This window comes from Phormidesmis priestleyi BC1401, from assembly GCF_001650195.1.
In the GTDB taxonomy this organism is placed as follows: domain Bacteria; phylum Cyanobacteriota; class Cyanobacteriia; order Leptolyngbyales; family Leptolyngbyaceae; genus Phormidesmis_A; species Phormidesmis_A priestleyi_B.
The window spans coordinates 1-18,187 of sequence record NZ_LXYR01000015.1 but is presented as its reverse complement, the minus strand read 5'-3'; the positions used below and the strand labels follow the sequence as shown (position 1 = coordinate 18,187).

Annotated in this window: 19 protein-coding genes; 9 read left to right on the top strand and 10 right to left on the bottom strand. The window is 49.7% G+C overall.

The window, feature by feature from the left end; translation table 11 throughout:
• Positions 1 to 206 precede the first annotated feature (206 nt).
• Both A8707_RS10340 and A8707_RS10335 read right to left on the bottom strand, forming a co-directional pair.
• Positions 207 to 545, bottom strand: a complete 339-nt coding sequence (locus tag A8707_RS10340) for a XisI protein (RefSeq protein WP_068816738.1) — start codon at positions 543 to 545, stop codon at positions 207 to 209.
• Entirely contained in the window at positions 530 to 946 is a 417-nt protein-coding gene (locus tag A8707_RS10335) for a XisH family protein (protein WP_068816737.1), read from the bottom strand. Before A8707_RS10335 ends, A8707_RS10340 begins: the two co-directional genes overlap by 16 nt.
• A gap of 1,171 nt (positions 947 to 2,117) precedes the next feature.
• On the opposite strand from A8707_RS10335, the gene A8707_RS10330 reads away from it, so the two are divergent.
• Positions 2,118 to 3,194, top strand: a complete 1,077-nt coding sequence (locus A8707_RS10330) for a helix-turn-helix domain-containing protein (RefSeq protein WP_231948007.1) — start codon at positions 2,118 to 2,120, stop codon at positions 3,192 to 3,194.
• On the opposite strand, the gene A8707_RS10325 is transcribed toward A8707_RS10330, so the two are convergent.
• Positions 3,185 to 4,501, bottom strand: a complete 1,317-nt coding sequence (locus tag A8707_RS10325; protein ID WP_068816735.1) for a PQQ-dependent sugar dehydrogenase — start codon at positions 4,499 to 4,501, stop codon at positions 3,185 to 3,187. The two genes, A8707_RS10330 and A8707_RS10325, sit on opposite strands and share 10 nt — an antisense overlap.
• A gap of 149 nt (positions 4,502 to 4,650) precedes the next feature.
• Here A8707_RS10325 and cobU point away from each other — a divergent pair, with 149 nt between their 5' ends.
• A complete protein-coding gene (gene cobU, locus A8707_RS10320) occupies positions 4,651 to 5,190 on the top strand; it encodes a bifunctional adenosylcobinamide kinase/adenosylcobinamide-phosphate guanylyltransferase (RefSeq protein ID WP_068816734.1) in 540 nt (179 codons plus the stop codon).
• Positions 5,191 to 5,199: 9 nt separating this feature from the next.
• Here cobU and A8707_RS10315 read toward each other — a convergent pair whose 3' ends face one another.
• Positions 5,200 to 6,156, bottom strand: a complete 957-nt coding sequence (locus A8707_RS10315; protein WP_068816733.1) for a ribonuclease Z — start codon at positions 6,154 to 6,156, stop codon at positions 5,200 to 5,202.
• Between the two features lie 431 nt (positions 6,157 to 6,587).
• Here A8707_RS10315 and A8707_RS10310 point away from each other — a divergent pair, with 431 nt between their 5' ends.
• Complete coding sequence (locus A8707_RS10310) at positions 6,588 to 7,745, top strand: SpoIID/LytB domain-containing protein (RefSeq protein WP_231948006.1); 1,158 nt, start codon at positions 6,588 to 6,590, stop codon at positions 7,743 to 7,745.
• A gap of 36 nt (positions 7,746 to 7,781) precedes the next feature.
• On the opposite strand, the gene A8707_RS10305 is transcribed toward A8707_RS10310, so the two are convergent.
• Positions 7,782 to 8,135: an ArsR/SmtB family transcription factor gene (locus A8707_RS10305; protein ID WP_068816731.1), complete on the bottom strand. Its 354-nt coding sequence runs from the start codon at positions 8,133 to 8,135 to the stop codon at positions 7,782 to 7,784.
• 276 nt (positions 8,136 to 8,411) lie between these two features.
• Between A8707_RS10305 and gndA the strand changes: the two genes are divergently transcribed.
• A complete protein-coding gene (gene gndA, locus A8707_RS10300) occupies positions 8,412 to 9,920 on the top strand; it encodes an NADP-dependent phosphogluconate dehydrogenase (RefSeq protein WP_068816730.1) in 1,509 nt (502 codons plus the stop codon).
• 117 nt (positions 9,921 to 10,037) lie between these two features.
• On the opposite strand, the gene A8707_RS10295 is transcribed toward gndA, so the two are convergent.
• The 4 genes from A8707_RS10295 to A8707_RS10280 form a co-directional block, all read right to left on the bottom strand.
• Entirely contained in the window at positions 10,038 to 10,334 is a 297-nt protein-coding gene (locus A8707_RS10295; RefSeq protein WP_068816729.1) for a type II toxin-antitoxin system RelE/ParE family toxin, read from the bottom strand.
• Positions 10,331 to 10,555, bottom strand: a complete 225-nt coding sequence (locus A8707_RS10290) for an addiction module protein (RefSeq protein WP_068816728.1) — start codon at positions 10,553 to 10,555, stop codon at positions 10,331 to 10,333. The genes A8707_RS10295 and A8707_RS10290 overlap by 4 nt, the downstream gene beginning before the upstream one ends.
• A 69-nt stretch (positions 10,556 to 10,624) precedes the next feature.
• The gene (locus tag A8707_RS10285) at positions 10,625 to 11,374 is read right to left on the bottom strand and encodes a hypothetical protein (RefSeq protein ID WP_082906319.1); all 750 of its coding nucleotides are present in this window, start codon (positions 11,372 to 11,374) and stop codon (positions 10,625 to 10,627) included.
• Positions 11,375 to 11,483: 109 nt separating this feature from the next.
• Positions 11,484 to 12,755: a serpin family protein gene (locus A8707_RS10280; protein WP_068816727.1), complete on the bottom strand. Its 1,272-nt coding sequence runs from the start codon at positions 12,753 to 12,755 to the stop codon at positions 11,484 to 11,486.
• 506 nt (positions 12,756 to 13,261) lie between these two features.
• On the opposite strand from A8707_RS10280, the gene upp reads away from it, so the two are divergent.
• The 4 genes from upp to A8707_RS10260 all read left to right on the top strand — a co-directional run bounded on the left by upp (position 13,262) and on the right by A8707_RS10260 (position 16,365).
• Positions 13,262 to 13,912 (top strand): uracil phosphoribosyltransferase, encoded by a 651-nt coding sequence (gene upp / locus A8707_RS10275; protein ID WP_068816726.1) that lies wholly within the window; start codon positions 13,262 to 13,264, stop codon positions 13,910 to 13,912.
• Between the two features lie 82 nt (positions 13,913 to 13,994).
• Positions 13,995 to 14,324 carry a ssl2009 family thylakoid membrane protein gene (locus tag A8707_RS10270; RefSeq protein ID WP_068816725.1) on the top strand — a complete coding sequence of 110 codons (330 nt, stop codon included), beginning with the start codon at positions 13,995 to 13,997 and terminating at the stop codon, positions 14,322 to 14,324.
• Between the two features lie 96 nt (positions 14,325 to 14,420).
• A complete protein-coding gene (locus A8707_RS10265) occupies positions 14,421 to 14,717 on the top strand; it encodes a YggT family protein (protein WP_068816724.1) in 297 nt (98 codons plus the stop codon).
• A 145-nt stretch (positions 14,718 to 14,862) separates the two neighbouring features.
• Positions 14,863 to 16,365, top strand: a complete 1,503-nt coding sequence (locus A8707_RS10260) for a DASH family cryptochrome (protein ID WP_068816723.1) — start codon at positions 14,863 to 14,865, stop codon at positions 16,363 to 16,365.
• On the opposite strand, the gene A8707_RS10255 is transcribed toward A8707_RS10260, so the two are convergent.
• Positions 16,348 to 16,563 carry a hypothetical protein gene (locus A8707_RS10255; RefSeq protein WP_197484721.1) on the bottom strand — a complete coding sequence of 72 codons (216 nt, stop codon included), beginning with the start codon at positions 16,561 to 16,563 and terminating at the stop codon, positions 16,348 to 16,350. The two genes, A8707_RS10260 and A8707_RS10255, sit on opposite strands and share 18 nt — an antisense overlap.
• Positions 16,564 to 17,021: 458 nt before the next feature.
• Between A8707_RS10255 and A8707_RS10250 the strand changes: the two genes are divergently transcribed.
• Positions 17,022 to 17,732 carry an IS6 family transposase gene (locus A8707_RS10250; protein ID WP_068816722.1) on the top strand — a complete coding sequence of 237 codons (711 nt, stop codon included), beginning with the start codon at positions 17,022 to 17,024 and terminating at the stop codon, positions 17,730 to 17,732.
• Positions 17,733 to 18,187 lie beyond the last annotated feature (455 nt).

The window sequence follows — 18,187 nt, the reverse complement described above, 5'->3', positions numbered from 1 at the left end:
CTGAAGACAAACGATCGTGCTCTGAAGACGAACGATCGTGCTCTGAAGACGAACGATCGTGCTCTGAAGACGAACGATCGTGCTTTGAAGACGAACGATCGCGCTTTGAAGACGAACGATCGCGCTTTGAAGACGAACGATCGCGCTTTGAAGAGCAGCGAGAGCTTCGCTACACAGAGTATTTGCGCCTCTAGCGTCGTCTTTCCCTACGCCACCCCAAAGCCTGTATGCGATCGCACCCCTGGAGCCTGAAACCCCAGCACAATATCCTGACTGGGCACCCCCATCGCCATCAAATCATGGGCAACCTGCCGTTCGGTCATATTCTGTTGCAGCCAAATCTTGCCATCCCGAATATCGAGATGCAACACACAGCCATACACCCGGCGATATCCATCCCATCCCACATTCATTGCTTGATAATGATCCTGTTGCGTATCAAACACCGTATACGATTCAATCTCACCATTCGCGATCGGCGTTGAGACATACTCACTCAGATACGCCTGAATCAGTTGTCGATAGCGTTCTATAGTGTGATCCATTTCACAATCACCTCTTGGTCTGGGTTATAAATCAGTCGGCTAATTTGATAGCGCTCCACCGAAATTTGCGCGAATTCTCGCTGAAAAAAAGACTCATGCACCGCAATTGGAATCGCCAAATATAGCAGTCGATCGGGGTCTTTCAGTTCTAGAGCAAGACGATAGTTGAGAAACTGCCCCAATGCAGCATGGTAATCCGTCAATGGAGAATCTCCCAAAAACGTCTTAATCTCAACTGCGATTTTTTCCTCTGCACGCTCGGCAGCCAGGAGCCGTTCTGCACCCAAGTCAATTTCAAACTTCGTCCCTCCTACATCCAGCTTGAATGGATCAGTCACAATCCACTGTTCCTTCCATAACCCAATCTTTACTGCCTCATGAAACAGATCTTTTGCTGCCATGCTCTCTTCTCTGACGGTAGTCTCGCTGACCGAGTATTCGTATCTCTAGTTTACTCAGAGACGCAACTGCTCCAGAGGACGATCGCCAGCAACGCGCCAGAATCTTTTAGGGACAGACCTCGATTTGCGTTGCAGGATCTTTAATAATTAACCGATAACTCATGTCTCAAACGGCTCAGATGACTCAGCTCCAGGAGCCTTCAGCACCGACGATCGCAACCCTGCCCAAAATTCTGGAGTCACTTCCTCATTGCCCTCCTGCACCTGGAGGACGGTTGGGGTTCCAGGATGGCGACCTTACCCGTATGACTATCAAACTGTCAAGGTTCTAATGTTCCTTGCGGGTAATCCTCCATCCATTTCAGGATTTAGTTTGTGGACTAATCTGCCATCTCCACGCAATGAGGCTTGATAGATTCTCTTTTGGAGCTTGAAAACTTTCACCTCTAGCTTTGCGCCAGTGGATCGTTTCCCATTCATACCTAATCGGTACTAACGACTGGCTCGTGACATTTTCACTCTACTCATGGACTCCATCTTTCAACTTTCAGTGGCTACGTCTGCCTATCCTTCCAACTTGCTGCATCCGGTTGACACCTGCTCAGGGCTATCTGAGATCTTGCACCTAAACTAAAACTCTCTCGTTTCTGGCATTCACGGGCGGGACAGAACCGCAGCGAATAGACTGGTGCAAGATCTGAGCTATCGACCTTTGCTTGAGAGCAAGCGAGGGGTTTCTTCGGGTGTCGCTTGGTGAGAAATCTCCGCCCCTTTGGGACGAAGAGGATGTCAAGACCCAGATTATTCTCTCAGGTCTGAGGTGCTCAATGTCTTAAAAAGGCAATACTCCGGACATTTTTTTGAACGGTTCCACAAGGCTTTCAGAGTTTATGGTTCAAGGATCGAGCTATTTTTTCAAAGTTAGCTCTGCCTCTGACTTGGAAAAAAAGATCTTGTCCACGGCAGAATAAGGGTTTGAGCCTTAAAATCTGCTCAAATTTTGTCCGGAGTATTGAAAAAGGGGGACATGAGTTTTAAGGTGCATGTTGCGTAAACTTAGTACAAGAGTGTCCAGATTTCGTCATTTATCCCTGAATTAAGTATTCATTCAACGAAGAAAGCATCTAAGTAGTCTCACGAAGCTGCGACGTTGCAAATCTTCAAGATTTGTTTGTTAGTCTTATTCAACGGCGAGGATGGGGAGATGTTGGCGCAAGATACCACATTCTGTTTTGGGTTACCTGGTAACAAGACGACGATCGAGGTTTCTCTAGACAATCTACGAACGGTTCTCGGTCAAATCGAGGCAGAGCTATATCGCAGCGAAGTCTATCGTCGAGCGATCGACACGGCGCAGAAAACGGCAGCAGAGGGCACAACAAGCGCTCAGTTTTTGATAAAAGCGATCGGGAGAGAGGCGATTCGTTTGACGCTGCGACACTTTGTTCGACAGAGCGAAGCAGAGGCTGAAACCAAAGAAATTCAGGAAGCAGAACAGGAGCTAGATGAATTTCCGGTAGCCGCTTTTTCGCGTGCTTTGGGTTCTCACTCGTCTAACATGGCGGAGTTTCCTACCAACACGATCGTCAAGGCGGTGCAAGATTGTTCTGAGACGGTTGCTCATACGATTGCGAGTCGAGTCAGCTCAATTAAAGAGCAAACGTCTGCTAAATTTACTTCTCAAAAAGGGCGTAGAAAGGTCTCAGCCGCAGAATTAGCTGAGCAAGCGGTTCAAGAACGAGACGATCAGTTGCAGACGTTGGGTGAGCAGATTAAACGGGCACGGCTGGCTCGATCGATGTCGCTTGCACAACTGCACAGCAAAACTCTCGTACCTGTGCATCAAATTCAAGCCTTAGAAGCCGGACACGGTGCTCACCTCCCTGAAGACATTTATCTCCGGGGGTTTGTTCAGCGCATTTGCAAGGCTTTAGAGATAGACAGCTCTAGCTTATTGGCATCGCTTTCTAAGCCTGATCCTGAAAAAGCGATTTTGCCGACCTGGTATCATCCGCCGACCAAAGCGATCGGCATTCGAGGACTTGCCGTTCAGCCTGTGCATTTATATGTTGGCTATGCTGCTTTGATGGCAGGAGGGCTGTTTTGGCTGTCTCGACAATCGGCTCCACCTGATGCTCCTGGCGCTCTTGACCTGGATTCTTCTCAAATCACTCCCTCTTCTAAAACGCACTCGCAGCCGTCAGATGCCAAGGTGAGCATCTCGCCTCCAGAAACGTTTTACCCCTGATATTGCACGCGATAGATGCGGTTGTTGGCTTCTTCGGTGATCAGCAAACTGCCGTCAGGGAGCGTTAACAGTCCGACGGGTCTGCCCCAAGTGGTGGGCACCGTTGGATCGGTGAGAAATCCTGTCAAGAAGTCTTCGTAATATCCCTGCGATCGTCCTTCGGCGTTGAAGGGCACGAAGACGATTTTATAGCCTGTGCCTTGACTGCGATTCCAAGAGCCTCGAAAGGCGACAAATGCGCCATTCCGATACTTTGCTGGGAAGGTGTTGCCGTTGTAGAATCGCAGCCCTAACGCGGCAGAATGGGCTTCAAACAACACGTCAGGGGTGCGAGTTTTGGCAACCAAGTCGGGGCGGAGACTTTTGCCATTTTGTGTGAGGCGGGGGTCAAGTCGATCGCGGCTCAAATAGGCATAGGGCCAGCCATAAAACTCGCCCGATCGCAGTCGCGTCAAATAGTCTGGCACTAAGCTATCGCCTAATCCATCTCGCTCGTTGATGGTGGCGTAAAGTTCGCCTGTGCGGGGGTGAAAGTCTAGCCCGACGGGATTGCGGACACCGGAGACGAACGTTTGACGACCCGATCCGTCTAAGTTCATCACTTGCACTGAAGCGCGAGGCGAAGGTTCTTCACTGGCGTTAGTGCCAGACCCGATCGAGACATATAGCTTTTTCCCGTCGGGCGCGGTGACGACGTTGCGCGTCCAGTGGTTGTTATATCCGTCTGCTGGCAGCTTGGCGATTTGCTGACCTGTGCCTGTAATTTGCCCTTGCCCTTTCTGATAAGGGAAACGCAGCACTGCGTCGGTGTTGCCTAGAAAAAAAGAATTTCCTGCAAATGCCATACCAAATGGCTGATTAAGTCCATTGTTAGGGGTGGCGAAAGTTTCTTTGACATCTGCAACGCCATCGCCGTTTGTGTCGCGCAATCGTCGAATTCGATTCTGACGCGTCTCGGTTACTAGCACATCTCCATCAGGAGTCAACGCCAACCAGCGAGGACGATCTAACCCTTCTGCATAGACGTTGATGACAAAACCTGCTGGCACTTGCAGCACTGGGTTTTGAGGAATCGCTATGACTTTGGGAGACTTAGAAGCGCTCTCACTGGCGTAGGGCGGCGGAAGCTGGTTGAGGGCAATCCGAATCGGCTGGGGTGACAGAGGTTCGGTTTTAACCACTTGAGCAGGGCGAGGCGTTGATTGCTGAGGAGAGCCTACTTGCGGGGGTGCGATTTGACTACGAATAGCGGAGTCACAGGCTGATAGAGTTGCCAATATCGGCAGCAACAAAGGTAAATAACGCATCAAGGTTCTCGTGAAGACGGTTTAAGGCAGGATGTTGACTGATGAATGATGGCGCTTAACCTGAAGGATTCCTGAGAAGTCATCTGCTAATTTAGTTAAGTTGAGTGCGATCGCGCACCTCTCTCAAGTTGTAACCCTTCCCTCGATTCATGCCACGCCAAATTATTTTAGTCACTGGACCGGCTCGATCGGGCAAAAGCGAATGGGCAGAACATTTAGCCACTCAGTCCGGTAAATCGGTTGTGTATGTCGCGACTTCTCAGGTAGATCCCGCCGATCGAGAGTGGCAAGCCCGCATCGAAACGCATTGTCTCCGTCGCCCGTCTGATTGGACGACGCTGCACGTTCCGATCGAGCTATCCGCGACTCTGCGATCGGCAACCCCTGCGGATTGTCTGCTCGTAGATTCGTTAGGAACGTGGTTGACAAACCTGCTAGAAGACGATGAGGCGACCTGGCAAGAAACCCTGCGAGTCTTGCTGCAAAGTCTTATAAATGCTTCGGCAGATGTGATTTTGGTGGCAGAAGAGGCGGGTTGGGGGGTTGTGCCTGCTTATCCGATCGGGCGCACCTTTCGCGATCGGTTGGGAATGCTGACCCGGCAGGTGGGCGCGATCGCGAGTCCGGTTTATCTCGTCACTGGAGGACATGCCCTGAATCTAAGTCAAATCGGAACACCGTTACCCTAAAGGGTTTGCTCACGCCTTGGCAGGCACACCTTTGGCGATTCGACGGGGAACTTCGTAAGTCCAAAAGTCAGACGCGAGTTGGGTGTTGGGGAAGATCGAACGGGCTTCTTCTAACAGGTTTCTTAGCTCGATCGAGTTGCCTGGCGCATAGCGAGGGCTGAAGTGCGTCATGATTAACTGCTTGACGTGCGCGGTCAACGCGACTTGAGCCGCCATTGTCGAAGTTGAGTGCAGTCGCTGATAGGCTAACTCTGCATCTTGGTGGGCAAAGGTGGCTTCATGAATCAGCACATCTGCATCGTGAGCCAGTTCGATCGCGTTCTCGCAATAGACCGTATCAGTGCAGTACACCACTTTGCGACCCACTTCTATTTGACCGCACAACTCTGCACCATTGATTTTTTGCCCATCAGGAAGCGTGACCCATTCTCCGCGCTTTAACTGACCATAAAGTGGACCCGATGGAATTCCCAAAGCTTTAGCTTTCTCGACATCAAAATGCCCCGGACGGTCTCTTTCAGTGATGCGATAGCCAAAAGCAGGAACGCGATGTTTTAGTGGGGCGCAACTCACCGAAAACTCTTCATCTTCAAACACTACGCCCGGTTTGACCGTGTGCACCTTGACCGGATAGGAGAAATGAGTTTGAGAATAGCGGCTACATGCCCTTAGATACTCGTCTAAGTCAGGCGGACCGTAGATATCAATGCGCTCCGGGTTTCCGGCTAGACCGCAGCTTGCAAGTAACCCCATCAAGCCAAACGTGTGGTCGCCGTGCATGTGAGTGACAAAAATGCGGCGAATCTGACTCACTCGTAAATCACTGCGAAGCAGTTGGTGCTGAGTGCCCTCCCCACAGTCAAATAGCCAGACTTCTGCTCGCTGAGGAAGCCGGAGGGCAACTGCGGAGACATTGCGCGATCGCGTCGGCACACCAGAGCTAGTTCCTAAAAACGTAATCTGCAAGGCTTCATTAACCTAATTTTTTGCGATGAGTCACTTCATCTTATGGTACTTCGTCTGTCGATCGTTGGGGTGTAACCCAGGGAACTTAGCGCCAAAATCAAGGTCGATAAAAGCTGTAACGAGAGTAATTAAGAACTTTTCTAGGCTGAACATTAAATTTTATAAATCGCTGTGACGCTACATCCAGAGTCAGTATCCGAGAATGCTGACTTTCTGACTCTAATTACGGAACTTCTGACCTACTTCTCTTAATCGGTTAAGAAATCCTAGTAGCGCGACCCTCGGCAAATTCGCCTATATTAAGCAACGTTAGCAATTTGATCTCACCGCAAATCGCTCCAGATTTAGCACTGCCAGCGCTGAGATCTGTAATAGTTGAACCTACAAGGACTTGTCAGAACATGCTATCTCCCTCGCTCCTCTCATTTCTGTTGTCTAAACTAAAATTCACGACAGGACGGGGCTGGTGGCTCACCGCTCTGATTTGGATCGTGACGATCGCTCCTGCATCAGCAGCCCTCGATCTGCGAGTTTTAATCAAACAGGGAGTCGAACAAGTCAACGTCGGTAGCTCGACTAATGCCGCGATCAAAGATTCGTCTGGGCGTTCTCTGGGTGTCATTCAGGGCATGAACGGCTTTGCGGCTCAGGTATCGGGGGGAGGAGTCGCGATTAACAACTGGAGATCAGGCGGACTCTGGATCGAGCCAACAGGCGATGGCGTAGTGTGGATTGGCGATCGCTGGTATCGCGGTCGCGCCTATCTTGCCCCTGCTAAACAAGGACTCACGGTGGTCAACTATGTTGATCTAGAGCAATATCTTTACAGCGTTTTGGGCGGCGAGATGAATGGCAATTGGCCTCAAGAAGCACTCAAAGCTCAGGCAGTGGTCGCCCGTTCTTATGCGCTTCACAAACGCCAAAATTCAGCCAACGCCGTCTATGACTTGGGCGACACCACAAAGTGGCAGGTTTATCGCGGCGTGCAGGATGAGTCGAGCGGCACTCAGATGGCGGTGAATGCAACCGCTGGACAGGTTCTCACTTATAACCAGCAAATTGTTGAAGCAGTCTTTCACTCGTCGTCGGGCGGCTGCACTGAGAACGTCGAAGATGTCTGGATGCAGCCGTTGCCGTATCTACGATCGGTCAAAGATAACTATGATCAAGGCGCTCCTGTCTATCGGTGGAGCAAATCTGTGAGCCAGAGTCAGTTAAGTAGCATTGCGCCAGGAGTGGGTCGAGTTCGTGAGGCGAAAATTGAGCAAGGCACACGGTCTTGTAGGCGAGTCGTCACAATGAGACTGACAGGTGATAAAGGAAGCACCACCATTAGTGGAGAGAAGCTGCAATCTGCTCTCGGCTTAAAAAGCACCTTTTTCTCGATTGCTCCTCAAGCCAATCAGGTTGCCTCTAAGAGCAATAATCCACCAGAACCCAGTTTCATCGTGATTGGGTATGGCTTTGGTCACGGGCTAGGCATGAGTCAGTGGGGCGCATACAGCATGGCACAGCAAGGCTTAAACTATCAGCAAATTATGGGGCATTACTACACGGGCGTGACGCTTGCCAAAATCGAGGTGAAGTAACCTTCGTTCAGGTTCCCCACCCTTGAGTAGGGTCGATTAGCGCTTGCTTGCCAAACTGAATGCCCGAAACGATTTAGCTTGTTCTTCGATTCGGCAGGCAAGACGATCGCAGACCAAATTGCAAAGCTCAAAGGTCAACTCATCGTCAACACTGTAATAAGCCAGAGTGCCTTTGCTGCGACGGGTCAAAATTCCAGCTTGCAGCATCACCTTCAGGTGTTTTGAGACATTTGCCTGACTCGTATCCATCACGTCAACTAAATCCTGAACGCATTTCTCACCATCTCGCAGCAGATTGAGAATTCGGAGGCGCATCGGCTCACCTAAGACACTAAAGTAGTCAGCGACCTGCTGAACGACTTCTTGAGGAACAGGCTTTGCAGTTTTCATGTCAATTGCAGGCAGACTATCTGGGGATCACCAGATCTTATCGACTAGAGTTCTCTATCGCAATAGAGTAATCATTCACAGACGTGAGCTTCGCAGAAACTTCACACAGTTTTGTCACGATTTCCTCAAACGATCGCGCTGGGCACACGCATTTTTCCTCCCCTGTCCCTTCTAAAGTGAGAGTCTTAATCTAATCTTCCAGGCTATCTTTGGGGGATCAAGCTACCGTGATGGTAATTGTCAGCCCCAGCATACACAGAGTTAGCAGAGAGTCTTATGGCACAAAGTTTTGGCGTAATCGGTCTTGCAGTGATGGGCGAAAACCTGGCGCTGAACGTGGAGCGCAATGGCTTTCCCGTTTCTGTCTACAACCGTTCCCGTGAGAAGACTGACGCATTTATGGAACAACGGGCGCAGGGTAAAAATGTAGTGGCGACTTATACGATCGAAGAGTTCGTCGCGTCTCTAGAACGCCCACGTAAAATTTTGATCATGGTAAAAGCGGGTGCCCCCGTGGATGCAGTGATCGAGCAACTGACTCCCCTTCTCGACGAAGGCGACATCCTGATCGATGGAGGCAACTCCCTGTTTACTGACACCGCCCGTCGCGCTCGTCACCTCGAAGAAGCCAAGTTTACGTTCATCGGCATGGGCGTGAGCGGAGGTGAAGAAGGCGCACTCAACGGTCCGAGTTTGATGCCCGGAGGCACTAAAAAGGCTTACGAATATCTAGAGCCGATTTTGACTAAGATTGCGGCTCAGGTTGACGATGGAGCCTGCGTCACCTATATCGGTCCGGGTGGAGCGGGTCACTATGTCAAAATGGTGCACAACGGCATTGAGTATGGCGATATGCAACTGATTGCAGAAGCCTATGATCTGCTCAAAAACATTGTCGGCTTAAATCACGACGAGTTACACGACGTTTTCACTCAGTGGAACACCACCGACGAACTCAATTCTTATCTGATTGAGATTACGGCGGATATTTTCACGAGGATTGATCCCGATACGGGGCACCCGATCGTGGAGTTAATCCTCGATGCTGCTGGACAAAAAGGCACCGGACGCTGGACGGTGATTGACTCGCTCGAACAGGGCGTTGCGATCCCGACGATTATTGCAGCGATCACGGCTCGCATTATGTCGTCTTATAAGACCGAGCGGGTGGAGGCTTCTAAGTCTTTAGCGGGTCCGATCGCTCAGTTTACAGGAGACAAAAAGGCGTTTATTGACATGGTGCGCGATGCGCTTTATTGCTCCAAAATGTGTTCTTACGCGCAGGGGATGGCGTTGCTGAGTGCGGCTTCTAAGACGTATGGCTATGCCCTCAACTTGAGCGAATGTGCCCGGATTTGGAAGGGTGGCTGCATCATTCGTGCCAGATTCCTGGACAAAATCAAGAATGCTTTTAACGAAGATCCTGATCTGCCAAACCTGCTGTTATCGACTGAATTTAAGCAGACCATTCTAGACAAGCAAGAATCTTGGCGAGAAGTGGTTTCACAAGCGGCGAAGATGGGGATCGCGGTTCCTGCTTTTAGCGCATCGCTGGATTATTTTGATAGCTATCGGCGCGATCGGCTGCCTCAAAATCTCACTCAGGCACAGCGCGACTATTTTGGCGCTCACACCTATTTGCGAACCGATAAAGAAGGCGTTTTTCACACCGATTGGAGCGATATCGCATCGGCAAATGTCTCGACTCCTCGGAAGCTAACTGCCGATGAGCCAGCCGCCAAGGTTGAAGATGTGCAAGTCAAAGAAGTGCAAATCAAGAGCTAATTAAGCTTTGGGTTTAACGGCTTCGTAGCCAAATTACTTACGAACAAGGGTGCAATACAATGCGCCCTTTTTTAGGGATTTTTGCGAGTAGACTAACCTCAGACTTCAACTGAGTTATCAAGTTCGCGCTTGCCACGCTTTTGGATTTCCTCGACCGTGAAGAACCGCTAATACAATGACTCGATCGAGTGCAATCCGGTAGTAAACAGCATACGGAAAACGATGCACCACTGCTCGACGCACATCGCGATGAATGATCGTATACAACTCAGGCATTTGACAAATTCGATTGATCATTTCATCAACGCAGTCTATGAAATCGTCTCCAAGCCCAAGTTGCTGCCCTTCATACCATTGGTAAGCTTCGTTCAACTCCTCACGAACTTCGGGACGAAATATCAACACGAAGCTCATGGCTGCCCTTTAATCGACGCTTTGATCTCTTCCCAAGTCATTACCTGAGTAGGATTGGCATCATAAGCAGTGATTCTGCGATCGAGTTCTTGCTGCTGGTCTTGAGTGAGGTCAGGATGAGCTTGCTCTGCGGCGATGCTATCCCAAATTGCTTGAACTAGATTAATTCGATCGTCGATGCTCAAAGCCGTGATCTGATCTAAAGTTGCCGCGATATCCATAAAATCATCTCAACTTGAGAGGTGTCTTTCACTATAACAAACGAGACTTTGCCTGCCAGAATGCATAGCTCAGTCGGCAGTCTGAGACACCGGATGACGGCTCCGAGTTTGGGTTGCAGAACGCTGAAGCGCGATCGGAGTCGCGATCGCCTGCACCTTACTTTCAGGAAGGCTACGAATAATGTCGAGAGACTGCAATCCTTCAAGCACAGCATCTCGGACGATCGGGTCTTCTTCTCGACTCAGCATGACGCGCAAATAATCTGCCATTTGACGTTTTTGGGCACGATCGCTCTGTTGCTCGATCGTGTCTGTCATTCGGCGCACAGCAATCAACCGCTTAAGCGGGTCTCCATTGGTTAAGTCATCTAAAGTTTGGTTAAAGCGAGTGGTGGGGAGACTTTCTTGACGGTTGAGCATTTGCCAGATCAAAAAGCCCAAGGTTCCGATCGTGGCGGTTTGCTGCAAGATCATTCCGGTTGCAATCCAAGGACTGCCGACTTCAGCCCAGAGAGAGGCGGCTAGATAAATCCCAAAGGTTGCTGCACTGCCACTCGCTGCGGCTAACAGAAAGGGCTGATTCCAGCCTTGCAAAAACTTCTGTACGTCTGACCAAGGAGCTTTCCAATTGCCGTCTTGACTCAGGTAAACCAGCATCATTACCGCAATTCCGGCTCCGGTTGCCACGACCAAGCGACCGTTCCAAAACAGCAGCCCGATCGTGCCTCCCGTGATGAGAAGCCAGCCGCCGGGTGCCGACAAATGGCGCAACGAAAACGATTTAAAGCCACGATCGCGGTCTGTAGAATTTGATTGCATGAAACTGACCAGATTTAGCCACTGAGAACGGAGACTATGCAACGGTTTGACCTATGTAAAGCACTCCGCTAATAGAATAGCTGGTTCAATCGGAAAAGGATAAGCAATTTTAAGCTGGATTGACGATCGCACCCATAAATAAAATTTCGCCCGTTTTGTTGTCTCGAATCGCGCAGAAAAAAGGACGATCGACCGTCATCGAAAATGGTGCAACCTCCATTTGAGCAGATGTAGCGCGAATCCCGATCGAGGTGACGGCGGCGGCTTCGGTGCCTTCTTCGTTCACTTCGACAAAGGTTTTGTGTTTGACTTCATCAATGCGAGTTGAAGTTTCGCTGAGATTGGAAAAATCTGCTTTTAAGGGGTCGAACGCGATGCCCATTCCCAAGGCTGAGAGCGATTTTTTAAGTTGGATTTCATACTCCATTTTGAAGCGCGGAAGTTGAATCGAGCCTTCTCGCTTACTGAAAGTTTTCATCCAGGTTTGCCAATTTTCAGCCGTCAGCGTTTTTTGAAAGTCTGCAAGATTGGAGTTTGGCTTTGGTAGGAATACATATAAACTGGTGCGCCCTTTGCCGTAGGGGAGACTCACCGCTTGAAACTGCTGATTTTCGGTGTAGCGATAATCGCCTCTTTGCGACATCATCGGGTGCTGTTTTTGGCGACCATCTGCTAGGGTGAACGGCTGATCAGCGGTCTGGCTCTTATCAAACTCATTCATCCATTTGCCTTTGAAATAGATGGCGTTGATCAAAAACATCACCTGATCGGCATCAATATCATCGACGATCTCGCTAATTTTGCCCTGCGTATTTTTTTTCACCCAGCCGTTAATTTGAGTAGGGGCTGACGGGTCGGCAAAGTCGAGTGATGTCACTTCGGCGGCGTAAAACGCTTGATTTCGTTGAATAAATTCTGGCTTGAAGTCAACGCCCTTTCTTGCCCAAAGCGAATTGGCGATCGTCAACTGCACGGCTGGGTCACTGCTTTCGAGACTGGTTTTGAGATTGGCGTTTGATTGATTGATGTCTGACAGGCTCATTCCCTGCATTTCCAGCGCTTTAGCGATCGCTTGCTGGGTCTCACCTTTGGCACCGTTATACGCCATAGAAAGCGCGATCGCGACACTCGAAGGCGACACAAACACATTCTTTTTGCCGTCTTGCTTAAGAATTTCTGAGAACAGTTTGAAGCTAAAACGAGTATTCGCCTCGACAAGCTTGGAATTGACCACGATTTTAAGGGCAGCGGGTTTTGTAGTGGTCTGAGACGGCTTCGGATTTAAGTTTGAGCTTGCCGCACCTGAGCAGCTAACTGACGTTAAAGTGACGATCGCGGCTAAGAGTGCGATGCTAATTCGGGCGAATAAAAATTTGCTCATCGTGACGTTCTACCAAATATCTTCTCTCTACTCGCTACGCTAGTGCATCTACAATTTCCGGTCAGGTTTGTTACGGTTTTGGTGACGCACAACACGCGAGAATTTGAGCGGATTGAGGAGTTGCAGATTGAGGACTGGGAGACGAGAATTTGAGTGTGAGCTTTGGCATCTCCAACTCTGCAAAAAATGCGATCGCTCATCGCCTCAAGTGAAATCCAGGTAAAAGACGGCTTCACACAAACAAAAAAGGGGACTAGCCTGCAATTGCCGCCTGACCCCTTCTGCCGATTCCTCTAGAGAGGAGAACACTACAGAGCACTATAGAATTAGTTGAGAACTATTGTCAATACTATTGCAAGTAAATCTCAACAGACTTTTAGAGAAGTCCTGTTCACCAGAGTTAGTAGAATCTTTTTACCTGCAACCTGCCGAGATTACCTGAAACAGAGACAGGAAGAGAGTATGATGGTTCAAACTTTTGACCTGCTGCGGGTGCTCGATCGCTTATGACTCTTCAACTGCGTGTCTACGTTCCGCCTCATCCCCTGATCAAACACTGGTTGGGCGTAGCCCGTGATGCGGCGACTCCTTCCGCGCTCTTTCGCAGCGCTATGACTGAGTTGGGGCGATGGCTCACCTACGAGGCGATTCGTGAATGGCTTCCGACGGTTGAAACCACGATCGAGACTCCGCTGTCACCTTGTCCCGCGACGTTTATTAATCCCGAAGTGCCGATCGTGGTGGTTCCGATTCTTCGCGCCGGACTCGCCCTGCTGGATGGAGCGCAAGGGATTCTGCCTTTAGCCTCGATTTATCACCTTGGACTTGTGCGAAATGAGGAAACTTTAGAGGCGAGTTGTTACCTCAATCGTCTTCCTGACCAGATCAGTCCGCAAACCCATGTGTTGATTACCGACCCAATGCTGGCGACGGGAGGAACCACGATCGCGGCGATGGAAGAATTGACCAAAAGAGGGGTCGATCCCGCACTGGTGAGAATTGTGGCAGTTGTGGCGGCACCTCCAGCGCTGCAAAAACTGAGTGTTGCCTATCCCGGCTTGAATATTTATACGGCGGCGATCGACGAAGGGCTAAACGAAAAAGGCTTCATCGTTCCAGGGTTGGGCGATGCGGGCGATCGCACGTTTGGCACCTAATTCTGAGGTGAATCGAGTTATCGTTTTGATCGAACGGCGTTAAGCTGGAAGTGAGACTCAGTTAAAGTGAGCATGATGAGTGATGAGTCAACAAGATAATTTTTCTGGTGGTTTTGTTCTGGGCGCGATCGTGGGCAGTGTGATTGGAGGCGTATTAGGATCTCTATTGACGGCTCAACGGCTTGAAGGTGCGACCGAAGAATCCCTGTTAAAGCCTGAAGACGGTAAAAAGAAGCGATCGCTTCGTGGCGCGACCGAGCAGAATATGGAGCTGTCTCGACGCAGCCTAGAAGATAAGATTGCTCAACTCAATGATGCGATCGACGATGTGCGACACCAGCTAGGCAACGTGAATGGACGGGCAACTGAGAGCGATCGAGAACGGTCATTCACCGAGGAGCCAGAGCGTTAGAATGCTCTGTGAGAGCGATCTCAACCATGCGAATATCGCTTAAACTATCTGCAAATCATAAAACTCACTAGACTCTAACAAGGAATCCGCAACTCTATGAACCCTTTGCAACTGCTCATCAGCACTATTAGCGGCTTTGTCGGCATTTATCTGGTGCTGCTATTTATTCGGATCTTGCTCAGTTGGTTTCCCACAATTGACTGGCTCAACCCTCCCTTCTCAATTTTGACTCAACTTACTGACCCTTACCTGAATATTTTTAGATCGTTTATTCCCCCTCTCGGCGGACTCGACTTCTCTGCGATTTTGGCAATCTTAGCGCTGCAATTACTCAAAAGTGCATTGGAGCAGGTTCAAGTCTCAGTGGCGATGCAGAATTCGCTGCTTGGCTAATCGTGAGTTAGAGGGGTTATCGAATAGAGAGATAGGGGACGATCGCTCAATAGGCGTTTCGTCCTCTGTTTTTTGGCGAGAGTTGTTCCTTTACTTTTCTTTATAAACGCTAAGATCAAAGAGCAATCTTGATTTAAGTTCTTTTGTGACTAAGCCACGAATTCTCGTTTGGTATCGCAATGACCTCCGCCTACACGACCATGAGCCGCTCGCAAAAGCGTTGAAGGCTGAAGGCGATGTGATTCCGGTTTATTGTTTCGACCCTAGACAATTTGGGAGGACTTCTCACGGATTTCCCAAGACGGGATCGTTTCGTGCTCAGTTTTTGCTTGAGAGCATTGCAGATTTGCGGGAGTCATTGAGGGCGATCGGCAGCGATCTGATTCTGCGCCAAGGATTTCCCGAAGAAATTATTCCCACTTTGGCACAAGAATTAGGAGCCACAACCGTTCGGTTTTATCGCGAAACTACGTCAGAAGAGCTAGCAGTAGAGACTGCCCTTGAGACGGCGTTGCAGGAGGCAAATATCCCGGCTGTAGCCGCTTGGGGACACACCCTTTATCATCCTGATGATCTGCCTTTTGACATTCAAGACGTTCCTGAACTCTTTACTCGGTTTCGCAAAGAGGTCGAAAAAGAGGTTAAGGTCTATGAGGTGTTTCCCACCCCTCGATCGCTGCCTGCATTGCCTGATATCGAAGCGGGCGAGTTGCCCATTCTGTCCGATTTTGGGCTAGACGCTCCCGTCTCTGATCCGCGTGGGGTTATTGCCTTTAAGGGCGGAGAAACGGCAGGTATCGCCAGACTAGACCATTATTTTTGGCAACACGACCATCTGAAAGTTTATAAAGAAACCCGCAATGGAATGCTGGGGGCAGATTATTCATCAAAATTCTCACCCTGGCTGGCGCTGGGGTGTCTATCGCCTCGCTATATCTACTGGCATGTGCAGGATTATGAATCTCAGCGAACTAAGAATGACTCGACCTATTGGCTAATTTTTGAGTTGCTGTGGCGCGATTATTTTCGATTTATCTGTGCTAAGCACGGGGCGCGAATTTTTAGACGATCGGGCTTGCAAGGAGTCTCGCTACCCTGGAAAGAAGACTGGGAGCGGTTTGATCTCTGGCGCGAAGGCAAAACCGGATTTCCACTCGTGGATGCCAACATGCGAGAAATTGCGGCGACGGGTTTTATGTCTAATCGCGGACGGCAAAATGTCGCGAGTTTTCTCACCAAAAACCTGGGCATCAATTGGCAACTGGGAGCCGAGTGGTTTGAGTCGCTGCTGATTGACTATGACGTGTGCAGCAATTGGGCAAACTGGAACTATACCGCCGGAGTTGGCAATGATGCCCGTGGGTTTCGGTTTTTTAACATCACCAAACAAGCCAAAGATTACGATCTGCAAGGCGACTATGTGAAGCATTGGCTCCCCGAACTGACGAATCTGCCTGCGTCTAAAGTGCATGAACCCTGGAAGCTTTTGCCCGTCGAACAACAGCGATTTGGGGTGAGATTGGGCGTTGATTATCCCAATCCCGTTGTTGATTTGTTTAAGTCGGCGGAGGCAAACGAGAAAATCTACAATGCAGCGTTCTCGATCGCAGGCACGCAAACCAAGCCCAAACTAAGGGGCAGACGATGACGCGATCGTGTCGTACCACTCTGCATAGGGCGTATTTTTAACTAGCTTGCGGTTAAAGTCGGGTTCGCCATCTGTCCACCAGACGGCACCTCGCTCGCCGAGCGCAACTTTGGCAGCATCGACGTGCTGACGTGCCTCTTTCAAGGCGGTTTCATCACCGTTCTCTAGAGTGTGTCTGACGGCTCGACGGGCGCTCATTAGGTCTTTGACAAGGTTCGATCGAGCCTCTTCCGCTCAACGCAGGATTAGAACATCGCCAGAGCCGCCCTTTAACCACAAAATAGCGCCCGTCCGAGGTTTGAGGATACTGCATGGCTTCAATTTCAAGGTGAAAAAAGATTTTCGCAGGTTTTCCCGGATAGCATCTCTCATTTTGGGAATAAAGGAATGGTAGATGCACCCTGATTATTCACCCCGGCTTCACGGCTGGGGTTTTTTATTTTAAAGGCAGAGGATGCACCGAACCAAGCCATAAATAGAACCAACAATAAATTTACCCAATGCCGTAGAGACGTTCCGGTAGAACGTCTAATATTTTGCCATGACCAACAATGGGTCGTCTTCAAACATTAAATTCACGGATGAATGCAATCGATCGGGTTGTGTCGCAAAAATGATAGGGTTGGAAGGCTCAATTTTCTCTCGTCTCATCTTAAATGGTTGCCCAATCCTTGTTTAAGTGGCGGCACTTCCTGCCAGAAATCATCTTGCTGAATGTGCGGTGGTATTGTCGCTATCCCCTGAGCTACCGGAACTTGGAAGAAATGATGGCAGATAGAGGAGTGGAGGTGGATCACTCTACCATTCACCGATGGGTGTTGAGCTACGCCCCAGAACTGGATAAGCGCATTCGACCCCACCTGAATCCGACCAACGATTCGTGGCGGGTGGACGAGACGTATATCGAAGTCAAAGGAGGGTGGAAATACCTTTACCGCGCCGTCGATTCAATAGGTAACACGCTCGACTTCATGTTGAGCGCAAAGCGGGACGGCAAGGCAGCCGCACGGTTTTTCCGCAAAGTTCTCAAGGCGACTCACACTCAAACTCCACGGGTAATTACAGTCGATAAAAATGCCGCTTATCCGGTGGCAGTCGAAGCCTTGAAAGCGGATGAAACGCTGGCAGCAGAGACGAAGTTACGGCAGAGCAAGTACCTGAATAACATCATCGAGCAGGATCATCGAAACATCAAGCGATTGACAAAGCCAATGATGGGATTCGGCTCATTTAATACGGCAAGACGAACCTTAAGAGGCATCGAAGCGATGAGTATGATTCGCAAAGGGCAAGTGAAGGGAATCAGCAAAGGGGACAGTGTATCTCAAGCAAAGTTTATCGAAGAACTCTTTGGAATTAGCGCTTAACGGAACGCGAACGAGATACTTCGTTTGTCACTAAAAAGTATTTGCGACACAACCCTTGGATGCAGCCTCGCTACCTTTACGCCCTCTTGGAGAGCCACCGAGCAAGGAAATCCTGTGAGGATAAAGTCTGGCTCGTCGCTTTTGCCAAAGCGTTGCTCTTACAAGTCTCTGTCCTAAACTGAGAGCGGCAGTCTCAAAAAAGCACTGGACTAGAATTGAACTCAATTGCCGTTTTGTAGTACGCCAAACTGCCCCAAGCTCGTGAGACGGAAAGTCAGATCAGCTCACCCTCAAAAAGATATAACCTATATGCTGCAAAGAAAGTGGGGCAGTCTCACAATGTAGAACTTCTGCTAAACCCGCAGAATTCCTCAAGCTTGAAGCTTTCTTTCGTGAGTTCTCTGAAACTCAGTCCAATATAGCTTTTCAACCCATCTTGCACTTTTTTGCCCTTA

Bases quoted from the DNA above. Each gene is read 5' to 3' on its own strand.
- A8707_RS10340 (WP_068816738.1), bottom strand. From the start codon at position 545: ATGGATCACACTATAGAACGCTATCGACAACTGATTCAGGCGTATCTG.
- A8707_RS10335 (WP_068816737.1), bottom strand. From the start codon at position 946: ATGGCAGCAAAAGATCTGTTTCATGAGGCAGTAAAGATTGGGTTATGG.
- A8707_RS10325 (WP_068816735.1), bottom strand. From the start codon at position 4,501: ATGCGTTATTTACCTTTGTTGCTGCCGATATTGGCAACTCTATCAGCC.
- cobU (WP_068816734.1), top strand. From the start codon at position 4,651: ATGCCACGCCAAATTATTTTAGTCACTGGACCGGCTCGATCGGGCAAA.
- A8707_RS10305 (WP_068816731.1), bottom strand. From the start codon at position 8,135: ATGAAAACTGCAAAGCCTGTTCCTCAAGAAGTCGTTCAGCAGGTCGCT.
- gndA (WP_068816730.1), top strand. From the start codon at position 8,412: ATGGCACAAAGTTTTGGCGTAATCGGTCTTGCAGTGATGGGCGAAAAC.
- A8707_RS10295 (WP_068816729.1), bottom strand. From the start codon at position 10,334: ATGAGCTTCGTGTTGATATTTCGTCCCGAAGTTCGTGAGGAGTTGAAC.
- A8707_RS10290 (WP_068816728.1), bottom strand. From the start codon at position 10,555: ATGGATATCGCGGCAACTTTAGATCAGATCACGGCTTTGAGCATCGAC.
- A8707_RS10285 (WP_082906319.1), bottom strand. From the start codon at position 11,374: ATGCAATCAAATTCTACAGACCGCGATCGTGGCTTTAAATCGTTTTCG.
- A8707_RS10280 (WP_068816727.1), bottom strand. From the start codon at position 12,755: ATGAGCAAATTTTTATTCGCCCGAATTAGCATCGCACTCTTAGCCGCG.
- upp (WP_068816726.1), top strand. From the start codon at position 13,262: ATGACTCTTCAACTGCGTGTCTACGTTCCGCCTCATCCCCTGATCAAA.
- A8707_RS10270 (WP_068816725.1), top strand. From the start codon at position 13,995: ATGAGTCAACAAGATAATTTTTCTGGTGGTTTTGTTCTGGGCGCGATC.
- A8707_RS10265 (WP_068816724.1), top strand. From the start codon at position 14,421: ATGAACCCTTTGCAACTGCTCATCAGCACTATTAGCGGCTTTGTCGGC.
- A8707_RS10255 (WP_197484721.1), bottom strand. From the start codon at position 16,563: ATGAGCGCCCGTCGAGCCGTCAGACACACTCTAGAGAACGGTGATGAA.
- A8707_RS10250 (WP_068816722.1), top strand. From the start codon at position 17,022: ATGGTTGCCCAATCCTTGTTTAAGTGGCGGCACTTCCTGCCAGAAATC.